The sequence below is a fragment of the Marinomonas sp. GJ51-14 genome (genome assembly GCF_055808695.1).
Window position 1 is genome coordinate 279574 of record NZ_CM147879.1, and the last position, 13706, is coordinate 293279.

12 protein-coding genes are annotated in these 13706 nt (G+C 39.2%); 8 read left to right on the top strand and 4 right to left on the bottom strand.

Annotation, left to right across the window (positions count from 1 at the left end; all coding sequences use genetic code 11):
• The 3 genes from AC0L3Y_RS01360 to yghU all read right to left on the bottom strand — a co-directional run bounded on the left by AC0L3Y_RS01360 (position 1) and on the right by yghU (position 4310).
• Complete coding sequence (locus AC0L3Y_RS01360) at positions 1 to 1401, bottom strand: hypothetical protein (protein ID WP_473467818.1); 1401 nt, start codon at positions 1399 to 1401, stop codon at positions 1 to 3.
• Between the two features lie 285 nt (positions 1402 to 1686).
• On the bottom strand, positions 1687 to 3279 hold the full coding sequence (locus AC0L3Y_RS01365) for an L-lactate permease (protein ID WP_473467820.1): 1593 nt from the start codon (positions 3277 to 3279) through the stop codon (positions 1687 to 1689).
• Positions 3280 to 3509: 230 nt separating this feature from the next.
• A complete protein-coding gene (gene yghU / locus AC0L3Y_RS01370; RefSeq protein ID WP_473467822.1) occupies positions 3510 to 4310 on the bottom strand; it encodes a glutathione-dependent disulfide-bond oxidoreductase in 801 nt (266 codons plus the stop codon).
• Positions 4311 to 4545: 235 nt separating this feature from the next.
• Here yghU and msrA point away from each other — a divergent pair, with 235 nt between their 5' ends.
• The 4 genes from msrA to AC0L3Y_RS01390 all read left to right on the top strand — a co-directional run bounded on the left by msrA (position 4546) and on the right by AC0L3Y_RS01390 (position 7574).
• On the top strand, positions 4546 to 5172 hold the full coding sequence (msrA, locus tag AC0L3Y_RS01375; RefSeq protein ID WP_473467824.1) for a peptide-methionine (S)-S-oxide reductase MsrA: 627 nt from the start codon (positions 4546 to 4548) through the stop codon (positions 5170 to 5172).
• Between the two features lie 305 nt (positions 5173 to 5477).
• Complete coding sequence (locus AC0L3Y_RS01380; protein WP_473467826.1) at positions 5478 to 6047, top strand: porin family protein; 570 nt, start codon at positions 5478 to 5480, stop codon at positions 6045 to 6047.
• A 221-nt stretch (positions 6048 to 6268) separates the two neighbouring features.
• Complete coding sequence (gene nfsA / locus AC0L3Y_RS01385; RefSeq protein WP_473467830.1) at positions 6269 to 7006, top strand: oxygen-insensitive NADPH nitroreductase; 738 nt, start codon at positions 6269 to 6271, stop codon at positions 7004 to 7006.
• Positions 7007 to 7049: 43 nt separating this feature from the next.
• Complete coding sequence (locus tag AC0L3Y_RS01390) at positions 7050 to 7574, top strand: redoxin family protein (RefSeq protein WP_473467834.1); 525 nt, start codon at positions 7050 to 7052, stop codon at positions 7572 to 7574.
• Between the two features lie 118 nt (positions 7575 to 7692).
• Here the strand turns inward: AC0L3Y_RS01390 and AC0L3Y_RS01395 are convergent, their stop codons facing one another.
• Entirely contained in the window at positions 7693 to 8646 is a 954-nt protein-coding gene (locus AC0L3Y_RS01395; protein WP_473467838.1) for a LysR family transcriptional regulator, read from the bottom strand.
• A gap of 158 nt (positions 8647 to 8804) precedes the next feature.
• Here AC0L3Y_RS01395 and AC0L3Y_RS01400 point away from each other — a divergent pair, with 158 nt between their 5' ends.
• The 4 genes from AC0L3Y_RS01400 (at position 8805) to AC0L3Y_RS01415 (ending at position 13499) form a co-directional block, all read left to right on the top strand.
• Complete coding sequence (locus AC0L3Y_RS01400) at positions 8805 to 9461, top strand: nitroreductase family protein (protein ID WP_473467841.1); 657 nt, start codon at positions 8805 to 8807, stop codon at positions 9459 to 9461.
• A 491-nt stretch (positions 9462 to 9952) separates the two neighbouring features.
• Positions 9953 to 10888, top strand: coding sequence for a TAXI family TRAP transporter solute-binding subunit (locus tag AC0L3Y_RS01405; protein ID WP_473467845.1), 936 nt, complete (start codon positions 9953 to 9955; stop codon positions 10886 to 10888).
• 110 nt (positions 10889 to 10998) lie between these two features.
• The gene (locus AC0L3Y_RS01410) at positions 10999 to 12912 is read left to right on the top strand and encodes a TRAP transporter permease (RefSeq protein WP_473467848.1); all 1914 of its coding nucleotides are present in this window, start codon (positions 10999 to 11001) and stop codon (positions 12910 to 12912) included.
• Positions 12913 to 12923: 11 nt separating this feature from the next.
• Complete coding sequence (locus tag AC0L3Y_RS01415; RefSeq protein ID WP_473467851.1) at positions 12924 to 13499, top strand: cupin domain-containing protein; 576 nt, start codon at positions 12924 to 12926, stop codon at positions 13497 to 13499.
• Positions 13500 to 13706: the final 207 nt, after the last annotated feature.

The following is a 13706-nucleotide window of genomic DNA, read 5'->3' on the forward strand; positions in this document are numbered from 1 at the left end:
TTATTCATCCTCCTTTGCCATAAGAGCAGCTAAATAACGCTCCTCCATCTCAACGTACTTTTCCTGAACTGTGGCAATTTTACCGTCTAACTCTTCAACTCTTCCCTGTAATTTAATGAATTCATCAGACTGAGCGCCACTACTACGCAGCTCTGCCTCTAAACGTTTTCGTTCAGATTCTAATTCGTCATTCACTTCTTTAAGGTTTTCGATTTCTTCTAGGTCTTGCTGTTCAACTACATCAAGATCATCCACGCCGTCTGTTAAAGTATCTGATGGACTATTTGGATGAAGCAACTTATGCTCTAAGCTCTCTCGTAAAAGATGTGCCTTGTCTAAATCCCTTTCTAACATTTCTACATAGAGCTCCGACTCATTTACCATTAACCTCAAAGAACTAATTTTAGATGCCTGTTCGCTAGCAAAAGCATCTGATTCTTCAGTATATGACTCTCGATGAAGTGAATCCTCCATATTTTTCATCGTACTGCGCTCTTCATTAAACACGTCATATATGTCTATGCCTTGAGGCTCTTTTTTCCCTTTCTCCTCAAGTAAGCTTTCTTTCTGCTTTAGGGCTTCGTCTCGTTTAATAATATCAATATTAAGGTTGTATTTAATAGTTTGTAGACTTTCTAGTTTTGCCTCTAGGTGCTTCACGACTCGACTGCTATCTAAAAGAGACTTTTCTAACCTAGCAATAGAAACATCATAAATACCAACATGTTTATCACCATCTTGACTATGTTTAGCTTTACGAACCTGTTCCTTTAACTCCGCAATAATATTTTTTTGATAAGCTGCGAACTGCTTCAAATCAGCGATTTTATCATCCAATTCCGAACGCATCGCATCTAAAAACACAGATTGATCAGCTTCATTTAAAAACGCTTCTAAGGCATCAACATAGGCGTTATTTTCACCCTCTTCTTTTATCTCTGCTAGGTGTAACTTAAGTCTTTCCGCAAGCTCACACATACTGGCTATTTCTGCTCGTAAGGATGCAAGTGATGCATCCAACTCAGCTTCTTGTGCAAGTTGCTTTTGGATTTGATTGAGGCGTTTATTTAGCTCTGATGTAATATCAACTTGAGATGAAACTTTCTCTTCAGCTTTTTGAATAACTTTATTCAGCTCACTCAATAAGGATTGATTTACTTTTAACGATTTAAATAGATCATCAATTTCTTGAGCGCGATCTATCTTAGCTAGAATTTGCTTAAAGACTTCTAACAACCCAATGACCTTTGAATCAGGCACAGAATGCTCAATAATATGTATTTCAATATCTAAGAAAATCGACCAACAGGACAATGATGCCTTTCCTTGAAAATCAGAATTAGGCAGCCCTGCAAGTAATTCAACGCATATTTTTTTTGCTGTCTTAATAAAAGTAGCCATTGTTCTTTTTCTTCAGAAGACACACTTTGGGATTCATCACCACCGCTATTATCGCTTTTTAAAGTAACCCCCAGATCGGTCGCCGCTTTTCTTACCGATAAATAGCGAAAGAAAACAAATACAAAAATCAAAAAAAACAACACGCTTGACGCGATAAGTGCCCATTGCCATAACAACATATTGGGAGAATCCTATTTAATATCGATACAAAACATAACCGATCAATGTTAGTAAGCTATCCAACTCATTACATTAAATATACCCAATAAAACATAGAAAGCTATGTTAGAAGGTTATCAAAAATGCACCAACTATTGCTGCAATCAAACCATAAGCCATCATAGGAACAATAGTTTGTTTAATAATATAGCCTTCTTTATTAGCAATGCCTAAGATAGTTGAAACAGCAATAATATTGTTAATACAAACCATATTTCCCATAGCAGCACCTGCTGACTGTAAAGCTAAGATAACAGACACAGGCAAACCCACCTGTACTGCAATACTCTGTTGAATAGCGCCAAAGGTTAAATTAGAAACCGTTGCTGAACCCGAAAAGAAACTACCTAATGCACCTAGAAAAGCAGAGAAATAAGACCAATTATCACCAGTCACACCAGAAAATGCATTAGCGATAAAAAAGATAGGTGAATGTTCGCCACCCAACATCATAAAATTCACCATAATGAGCGCTGAAGCCAAAGAAACCAGTGGCAATTTTATTCGGCGACCAGTATCAGAAAATGCCTCTAGAACATTACCTCGTGACATTTTCAAAAGAGGAATAGAAATAAGAACAACTAATAAGAATGGGATCAAAGCAGGTACATAGAGTGTTTTATACGACCAACTAACTGGTGTTTGTAAAATGTTTTCCGCGGACAACACAAGAGCCTGACTAACACTAAAATACGTACCACCAAAATCAAAGCCAAACCATAGGTTCATGTCTGTTAATAAATCTTTTATACCAAGCTGACCAATGCGAGTCACAATCAAAATCGCAATCAATAATATTAATGGAAACAAAGCAAGAATAAGCTTTTCAAATGGCACGCCACTCCCTTTAGGAAGGTCATTCTCTCCTGCTTTCAAACCAACATTTTGCTTAGCTAAAACAATGCTGACCATCAACCCGATTGCCCCTCCAATGAGAGACGGAAATTCATAATTCCAAGTTGCAATCCAATAATATGGAACCGTACAAGATAAAATACTTAGAAAAATGAATGTTATATTTTGGCGGATCATCTGCCAACTCACGAGAAAATTTAAGGCTAAAACAGGAATAACAAACGCAGCCATTAGATTGATTAATGCCGTTTGCGTTGCGACTTCAAGAGTCTGTTCCTGACCTAAATTCAGTGCATCCAAGCCAAACCAAATAGGTGTACCTACAGCACCAAACGACACAGGAACAGAATTCATCACAAGAGCAAGAATAGCGACTTTTAAAGGGTTAAACCCTAAACCAACCAACATAGGCGCAGCAATCGCTGCAGGCGTACCGAAACCTGAGGCTCCTTCCAGCATAAAAGCAAACGCCCAACCAATAATCATTAACTGCGCAATGGCATTTGTACTAATAGATTCCAACCATCGAGCAATAACACCTTCAGCTCCTGAGATAGCCAAGACTCTATTTAGTAAAATTGCTCCAGCAATAATTGAAATAGGTGTAATGACAGATAACACTCCAGAGATAATGTTTGCACTCAATAATCGCCCATCAGCCTGAAAATAAAACAGTTGAATAGCGCCAACCAACAAGGCTGAAATAGGCAATGCAATATGAGATGGAATTGCTTGTTTTTTAGTCATTAACCAAATAAGCAAAAGAATTGGAAAGGCCGAAATAAACGTGCCAACAAATGCCATTAATTTACCCTTAATCTATTTGTAGTATTAATCCAAATTATAAACCGAACTTGGACCAATATGATGGTCTGAATCATAAATAACTATTTCTTATGACCAAACTCAACAAAAAAGGGATGACTATCGTTATTAGTCATCCCTTTTTCAACAACAAAGAAATTATGTGGCTACTAAGATAAATCCAGTTCACACAAATCAGAACGGCCAGCTACTTTAAAAGTAGCATCGCTTCAAATACGATTAACTTCAATACCACGCTGAACCGCTGGACGCTGTTCAATACTTTTCGCCCAGCGCACTAGATGCTTGTAACTTGCTACATCAAGGAATTCCGACGCGCCGTACAAATTACCCAGTACAAGGTTTCCGTACCAAGGCCAAATCGCGATATCAGCAATTGAGTATTCACCACCTGCCATATAAAGATTCTTTGCCAAATGCTTATCCAGCACATCTAATTCACGCTTCACTTCTATTGTGAAACGATCAACTGGGTACTTCATCCTCACCGATGAATAAAAATAAAAATGTCCAAAACCACCACCGAGATAAGGGGCGCACCCCATTTGCCAAAACAACCAATTACGACACTCTGTTTTACCTGCATGGTCTTTGGGTACCAACGCATCAAACTTATCTGCAAGATATTGCAAGATAGAACCAGACTCAAATACTCGTGTTGGTGGTGTTGTATCATAATCCATCAAGGCTGGAGTTTTCGAGTTAGGATTGATCTCGACAAAACCAGAAGAAAATTGCTCGCCTTTTCTTATATTAATCAGATGAGCATCGTACCCAGCATTACTAACACCTTGATCTAAAAGCTCTTCCAGCATGATTGCCACTTTCTGACCATTTGGTGTCGACATTGAATAAAGCTGTAATGAGCATTCACCAACAGGTAAAACTTTTTCATGAGTCGCACCAGAAAAAGGACGATTAACAACCGACAGATTACCAACATTTTCAGGATTCCACTTCCACACCTTTGGTGGAATGTAGTTTTCGTCTGGATTCGTATCGGAATTCATTATTTTTTACTCTTGTAAAATTCATTGTAAGAAATCTAAGACAAAGTACGTCTAAAGATCAAATGACGATATTTATCTTATATAAGACCATCTATGTCGTTCACAATATCATAAGGATAAAAGCATTCGCCAACACCCTATTCTTCTATAATTAATATCTAAGGTAATAGACGGCATTTAAAGCGTGGAGTTAAAGAATAAACCTCTAAACATGGCATATAAAAAGGCACTAAACATGACAAAGAGCACCTTACTAAAACGTACTTTAGGGTTAACAACTATTGTAAGCGCTAGCTTATTTACAAATACAATACTTGCTGCGCCACAAACCATGATCGTTGCCGGAGGCTGTTTCTGGTGTGTAGAATCCGATTTCGAAGCCGTTGATGGGGTAACTAGTGTAGTGTCAGGCTACACTGGAGGGCATGTAAAAAATCCAACCTACCGACTAGTTGCGGCAAAAGGGACAGGTCATTTTGAAGCTGTAGAAATCACCTTTGATGATGAAGTGGTTTCACTAAAAACATTAGCCGATTACTTTTGGAAAACCATTGATCCGACGGATGCATACGGACAATTTTGTGATAAGGGCGCACCTTATAAAACCGCAATGTTTTATCGAAATGAAGAACAAAAAGCCGTATTCAACGCATCACTACAAAATGTTGAAGAGACAAAACCTTTCACAGATGAAATTGTGACGGAAATCCTTCCCGCCAGTGAATTTTATATTGCCGAGGAATATCACCAGAGCTATTACACAAAAAACCCTGCACGATATGGTTTTTACCGTTTAAGCTGTGGACGAGATCGTAAAATTGAAAGCCTATGGGGCAATGTCGCAAGCAAAAACTTTCATTAAAGAGTTTCTAAACAAATTAATGATCAAAAATACCAAAGGCATCTGTTTATTTCTTTCTCTGATGCTTTTTTCTTTCCTATATGTTCACGCGTATTTCTAGTGACCCTTTCCAATTTAGAGTCTTCATATTTCAGCCATTTTCTAAATACGACTATCAACAAAGTGCTTTTTATCTAGATTAAATGAATAGAAGATGAAGTTAATCTGCAACTCCCTCTCAAAACCTAGCCATTCAAAATACCATACTCCACAGTAATAGCTCGTTCCAAGACATTCTCAAACAAGTAACTAAAAGGAGTAATAACATGAAGTTTTTCATTCCCGTCATCGCAGGTAGTATTGCTTTAGCCTCTTTCAGCGCAGCAGTACAAGCAGACAGTTCAACCGAGAATAACAGCGGGTTTTATGTAGGAGGTAACTATGGTTACCTCAAAGTAGAAAGCGATGACGAATTTGATGATACCAACGACGTATCACAAGGTGTGATAGGTTATCGATTAAATACTTTCATTGCATTAGAAGGCAGCTATATCAATTTTGGTCATTATGGCAACAGTTTAGCCAGTGCCGAAACTACAGGTTATACCGCAGCAATTAAAGGCACGATTCCACTAAACCAAACCGTAGAAGTTTTTGCGAAAGCAGGACAGCTTTGGCATAAAACAGATTACCAAGTAACCTCTTTTTCCGGCAGTTCAGACGATAAAAGCTTATTTTTAGGCGCTGGTGTTAATTTCAAAATTACTGAAAATTTCTTGCTAAATGCTCAGTACACTTGGTATGACGTGGATTTAGAAGCGGATAACGTATCTTCTAATACAAAATTTGAAACTGACTTCAACCAAGCAAGTGTGGGAGCTGAATACCGTTTCTAGCATCGTCAATAAGTCGGCTTCTGATTTAAATTATTTCCTTATAATGACTCCCATTAAGAAGACTTTCTACCTTCAGAAAGTCTTCTCTTTTTTCTATTTGATAACCGTCATCCTCAAATATTCCACAATAGCGCTTTGACCCTTTAGTACGAACTCTCTACTATCTATACCACTGCTATACATCTTAGTTTTGCATACTTCATTTTTAACAGGCGCTTATTATGAACCCTATTTTACAAGCCCAAACAGCCCATAAATCCATTCGCCAATACACAGACCAAACCATTGATGAATCGTTACTCAAGCAACTTATTCGATGCGCTCAAGGTGCGGCCTCTTCTAGTTTTATCCAAGCCTACTCATTGATACAGGTAACTAACCAAGAGAATCGAAAAAAGATCGCCACGTTAGCAGGCGGGCAAAAATGGATTGAATCTGCCGCTGAATTTTTAGTCATTTGTGCAGACTTAACGCGCGTAGAACATTGCAGTTTGCAACAAGGCTTAGGCAAACTAGAAGGCAACACGGAACATTTTATTGCCGCAACAACAGACGCGACATTAATGGCACAAAACCTTATGCTGGGAGCTGAATCTGTTGGATTAGGTGCTGTTTTTATTGGTGGTATTCGTAATGACCCGGCACAGGTAGCAAAACTATTAAATCTACCAAATCAAGTGTACCCAGTCTTTGGACTTTGCCTTGGTTACCCAGATGCTGAACCAGATTTGAAGCCACGTTTGCCAGTCGATGTTATTTTGCATAAGGATAGTTACGACAACACACGTTGCGCAAATGACGTTAGAGCTTATGACGATCAAATGCACGACTATTATCAGAGCCGTGGCGATAATCAGAAGAGCAGTAACTGGTCAGAACAAACGGCAAACGCCGTACAGAAAAAGAAACGTGAACATATGCTAGACTTCTTGCAACAGCGTGGCTTTTTAAAAAACTAAACACACATTACTTTTCATTTACCTTTAATAGGAAGAAAAAAACATGATAACTAACGTCCCTAATATCACCTTTAAAACACGTGTTCGTAACGATGCTCTTGGTGGTCCAAATCCATTTGAATGGAAAGACGTAACAACAAACGATTTGTTCAAAAACAAAAAAGTGGTTGTTTTCTCTTTACCTGGTGCCTTCACACCAACTTGTTCAACATCTCATTTGCCTCGCTATGAAGAACTTTACAGCGAATTCAAAGCACAAGGCGTAGACGCCGTGATTTGTATCTCTGTAAATGACGCTTTTGTTATGTACCAGTGGGGGAAAAGCCAAAATGCTGAAAACGTTTTTCTATTACCTGATGGCAACGGTGACTTCACTCGCCAAATGGGCATGTTAGTGAAAAAAGACAACCTTGGATTTGGCATGCGTAGCTGGCGCTATGGTATGTATGTTGAAGATTGCGTGATTCAGAAAATGTTTATTGAAGATGGCTTTCAAGACAATGCACCAAACGACCCATTCGAAGTGTCTGATGCTGATACTATGCTGAACTACCTAAAGTCTCGTTAATATTTTCTAGCTAGTACTTTCTCTCTCAGACAGTAGCGAGAAAATACGGTACAAAAAAAGGGTAAGTAGTGAACGCTACTTACCCTTTTTTATGCTTAGTGTCCCGTCCTGAAATAGGCTAACCGTTAATGTGCCCGTCATCCAATACAGTTTTATCTAACATGCCTCTTTCCACCAAGGCCATGAGCAACACTCTCGTTTTATCTCTAAACAAATCTCGTAAAAGACGAACCGTTGGCGTAATAGATTGTCGACTTGGGCATACTAACCAAAGTTCCCCTTGTTGAATGCCATACTCCGAGAGTAATGGTACAACTCGACCGTCTAGTAAATCACTGGCGACATCCAGACAAGATTTGATGGCGACACCTTTTCCTGCAACACACCAACGCCTAACTAAGTCACCGTCATTTGCTGCACAGTTCGCTTTCGGTTTCACTTTATGGGATTGATCACCTTCTGAAAGCAACCAGGTATCGTTCAATATACCTTGGAGTTGATAAAACAAACCTTTATGATTCGCCAGATCTTTTGGGTGTAAAGGAATTCCATGTTGCTCGATATATTCTGGGCTAGCGGCAATAATTCTTGGCACATTGCAAATTTTGAAACCATACAAGTTCGAATCTGAAGGCGGACCGTAGCGTAGTGCCATGTCTATCGCATCACGATAAAAATCGACGTTGCTGTCACTAATATGCGCTCTTAAGGTGACGTCTGGATGATGCTCCATAAATTCGTTAATCCATGGAATCGCCAAATTTCGGCCTAAATCGGATGACACGGCAATACGAATTTCACCGCTGATAATATCCAAATCATTTCGCATCGTTTGTTTTGCTTGATCCAACATAGACAAAGCAGCTTCGCATTGTGGCAAATAGCGCTCGCCCGCATTAGAGAGTCGAAGGTGGCGCGTTGTTCTTACAAATAACTCCACACCTAATGCAGACTCAACACGCTTTACAGCCGCGCTGGCTGTCGCCATTTGCATATCAAGATGTCTTGCTGCTGCAGTAATACTGCGAAATTCAGCCACTTTTAAAACGACTTGGAGATCTTCAAGTTGCATTTTTATAACCTTCATGAAAAATCACAGCCTTATTATCAATTATTTTTTGACAATAATTCAATAAAATGTATGTTTTTTGTTTGATAAAGAATCGTTAGGATAGCGCCATTCTCTTTTTAAAGAGCCAACTTTTAAACTTGTTTTATATGGAATAAAAAATGACACACCCAATTATTACTGATCTAGAAAACCGCCACACTGTAAAACATTATGATGCTTCTAAGACTATATCAACGAAAGATTTAGAGGTTATCTACGAAGTATTGCGCCTTTCACCTTCTTCAATAAACTCTCAACCTTGGAAGTTTATTGTGATTGAAAGTGACGAAGCGAAACAGCGCCTTCATGATACATTTGAAAACAAATTTCAATTCAACCAAAAACACGCTAAAACAGCATCACACACGATATTGTTCGCCCATAAAACAAACTACGTTCGCGCAGATTATGAAAAAGTCATTGATAAAGACATTCAAGTTGGCCGTACTCAGCCAGAAAATAAAGAACAAGCTTTTGGTGCTTTTGCTTTTGTTGATATGAATACAGATGAGAAAGGCAATAATGCAGCTTGGACAAAGGCTCAAACCTACATAGCCTTAGGTAACACAATGAGCGCACTAGCTCGTCTAGGTATTGACTCTACTCCAATGGAAGGCGTAGACCACGAGTTAATCAGCGAATTGTTCTCTGAAGAATTAGACGGTTATCAGTGTGATGTTGCACTAGCAATGGGCTACAACGATAAAGCTCAAGACTATAATGCAGCATTACCTAAGTCTCGCCTTGCAACAAAAGACATCATCACAATCCTTTAAACATCGCGAACAAAATCTTCAAACGGCACTAGATAAAGTCTTATCTGGTGCCGTTTTTGTATCGTAACTATATCCCAACCACGTTCATTCAAACCTTCCACTTAATTATTTTTTGATCTAATGCATTCCAGTGGTAGTTCTTTTCAAAACTTTACACTTTGTTTTTTCCCTAGAAATTGCAGCTTATCCCGCCCTTATTTTTCCCCTCAACCACTGAAACAAACGCATTCCCGCTTTTAGATACAAGAAATGACTAAGAACAGCAGCTTTATTTTTCATGGAAAACCTTCTTATAACCCAACCAAAATATAGTTTTTTTGTTGATTTTTTACAAAATAACGTTATTTTAGATATATATTGAAAAATATGTATTTTCTTATGAACCTTGTTCTAAGGAAAAAACCAGCAAAGCACACATAGAAATCAGCTAGCTAAATAAGCACTATGAAAAAACAATAATAAATAAGCATCAGCTTAAAGAGGATAGATCGATGACTAAGTTAATAAAAGCCGCCGCAATATGGCTCATAATAGCTAACCCACTTCTTAGCCAAGCCGAAGAGCTACGAATCGGCACAGCCAGCTTAGGTGGAGCGTTTTACCCGATGGGTCAAACCATTTCCAACCTAGTAAATAAATACGGTACGCAAGGTTCTTCTATGGTTCCTATTGTTACTGGCGGGTCCGTGCAAAACCCTCGTTTATTAGGTTCTGGTGAAGTCGATATTGCCATTACTAATAACAATCTCGCTGCTCTTGCAGTAAAAGGTGTAGGTCCTTATAAATCAGGTCCTATTGATATGAGTGCTGTCGCAGCATTACACCCTAGTGTGTTACACATGATTGTCATGAAAGGCAGTGATATTAAAACTATTGAAGATCTTAAAGGTAAGCGTGTTGCTGTTGGACCTGCTGGCGGAGGAACACTAGGCTTCCTTAATTTTTTACTGCCACTTCATGGCATGTCATTAGACGACATGACGCCAAGTTTCTTATCTTACTCTGATGGTTTTAGTCAATTATCTGATGGTGCAATCGATGCGGCTTTTGCCTTGTCTGGTTACCCTGCTGGTGCTGTTATGCAAGCAGCCGCGTCTAATGATTTAGCTTTTATTAACTTCTCTGATGGTATGTTAGAAAAAGCACTAAAAGCTAATCCTGTTTACAGTGGCGTTCTAATTCCAAAAGACATTTACGATACAGAGTCGGCTGCAGTAGCGATTGGTGTTAACAACATGCTAGTCGTTTCTAATTCCACTTCTCCCGAAATTGTTGAAGATATTCTCCATTCTATTTTCGATCACCTTGACGAGTTTTCTGCACAGAACTCCAATGCTAAACAAATCATCCCTGAAATGTCTTTAGACCTTTCTATACCGTTACATCCCGGTGCCAAACGTTATTTCGATTCACGTAAAGCACTATAGTTCATACCACCATTTACATAACGTCTCAATACCATGCCATATCCGCTTTTCCTTCAAGTTAAGCGTGATTTGGCAGACGTTTTATCGCCACACTGCAAAGGGAGGATGTAATGAATCAACATAGCCTTTATGGTTCTTTTAATAAATACAGTTTATCTGCGATTGCACTGTTATTTGGCCTGTTTCACTTGGCTGTGATTTCTGGTCTTTTTTCAATTTCTACCATGAGCATGAGGCTGATACATTTAAGCTTTGCTTTATCACTTTTATTCGCCCTAAAGCCGCTGTCTAAAAAGCTTGCAGGCACAAAAATAAACACCAGTATTTCAATCATTTTAATCCTCCTCACGCTAGCATCGGGTTACTGGATGTTAATGCGTTGGAAGCCTATCGCTTTCAGTGGTGGGCTGATCGAACCTATGGATTATTACGCTGGCATTATCATCATCGCTTTAGTGTTTGAAGCCGCAAGACGAGGCGTTGGAGCAATTTTAGCCTCCATCACACTGGTCTTCTTTTGCTATCCATTTATTAGCAGTTATTTACCCGGTGTATTAAATAGCCGTGGTTATAGCTTTGAACGTATTGTGACCTTTTTAACCACAAATACTCAGGGCGTATACGGAATTCCAGTTGGCGTTGCGGCAACATATATTATCGTTTTCACTATTTTCGGTGCTCTACTTTCTGGTTTTGGCGCAGGCGATTTCTTCTTCCAAATTTCCATGAGATTTACCCGCGGATTACGCGCAGCAAGTGCAAAATCAGCCGTTATTTTCTCAACTCTAATTGGTATGGTATCAGGCTCAGCAGCGGGTAATGTAGCCGTAACAGGAACCGTAACCATTCCTATTATGAAACGTGAAGGCTATCAGCCACATCAAGCTGGAGCAATTGAAGCCGTTGCTTCTACCGGTGGACAATTAATGCCTCCTGTAATGGGCGCTGCCGCCTTCATCATGGCTGAAATTGTTGGCGTGCCTTATACAGAAGTTATGACAACAGCTTTACTTCCAGCCATTTTGTTTTTCGTAGCAATTTTTGCCATGGTGCATTTGCAAGCTGTTAAATCAGGCATTCAGCCGCAGAAATCAATCACGAACGACGAAGATGAGCGTCCAATAACAGCCATTTTGATTGATGGCATACCTTTTATAGCCACTTTTGTCACTCTTATCGGATTGATGCTTATTGGATATTCACCTTTCAAAGCATCCATGTGGGCAATGGTAGTCTTGTTAGGATTAGACATTCTCAAACGTCGTAAAATAGATAGAGTATTTTTCACTAAACTTTCAATAGGCATTAGTGATGGAGCAAAAAGCGTGATCACTATTTCTGCAGCATGTGCTGCTGCAGGCATTATTTCCGGTATTTTAGGGATTACAGGTTTAGGTTCAAAAATCGCCTTATTGATCGATTTAGCGTCGAATGGTTCTTTGCCTTTAGCTTTATTCTTCACCATGATTACCTCAATCATACTAGGAATGGGGTTACCAACAACGGCAGCTTACCTAATTCTAGCAACCGTTATTGCTCCAGCTTTAGTTAACCTAGGTGTGCCAGTATTAACCGCTCACTTCTTTGTTTTCTACTTTGGTTGTATTTCCACAATTACACCACCAGTTGCCCTAGCTTCTTATGTAGCTGGCGGTATCGCGGGAGCTGACATTAACAAAGTTGGTTGGACGGCAGCGTCTTATGGCATCAACAGTTTCATTTTACCTTTCGCTTTCTGCTTCTCCCCTGCGCTGTTACTAAGTGGCAGTTTATTTGGCGGTGTAGTTGCAGCGATTACTGGAGTTCTCGGCATCATTTGTATTTCCATCGCAGTGATTGGTCACTTATATCAAGCACTTAATATATTGATGAGATTTGCCTTTTTTGTAACTGGTACCTTGTTGTTATTCCAAGGTGCTATGACAGCTTCAATTGGGCTAACTGCTTTATGCATCTTGTTCTTTATCGAAAAAAGTAAGCAAAAAACAATCAACCAAGAAACACTTCAAAAAACACAACAATAAGGAGTTTTACCATGACACAAAAATTCAGACGCGTAGTCACTGGGCACGATAAAAATGGTGTCGCTTGTGTTGAATCAGACCAATATGCTGACCATATTTTACAACGACCAAATCGTCCTGGCGTAACACTGACTAACTTCTGGTTATCAAACAGTACACCGGCTGAGTACGATGGAGATGTGGAAACCTGTAAAGGTCCATTTATTTTGCATCCGCCAACCCATGGTAGCGCTTTTCGTTGTGTAGAGTTTTTACCTGAAAACCCAGAAGTTTTAGCAAAATTAGATGGCCCTTCAGCTTTTGCTGAAATGGGCGCTGGCGCAAATATTGTTGAAGGCGCACGTCATCCATTTATGCATAGAACAGACTCTTTAGATTATGCCATCATCATGTCTGGTGAAATCTACATGTTAATGGATGAAGAAGATGTACTATTAAAAGCGGGTGATGTGGTAGTTCAACGTGGCACAAACCACGCTTGGAGTAACCGAGGCAAAGAACCTTGTGTGATTGCTTTTGTATTAATTGATGGCGTCACAAGTAATGATGCGAAGCCAGAATTCAAAAAAGGCATCCCTCCTCGTTAATTAATATACTTCTATGAACATAAATAAAAAGAGAGCCTTATTCATTGAATGTATAAGGCTCTCTTTTTATTTTGTAGCGTCAAAAAAAGCGACACCTCAATTGAGATATCGCCTAAAAAGGGGGAAGTACAAGAATGAGTCTTTCATAATTAAAAGAAACATTGGCGCCCTTAAAAAGGACTACTGCCTCTGCCAATAAGACAGAGT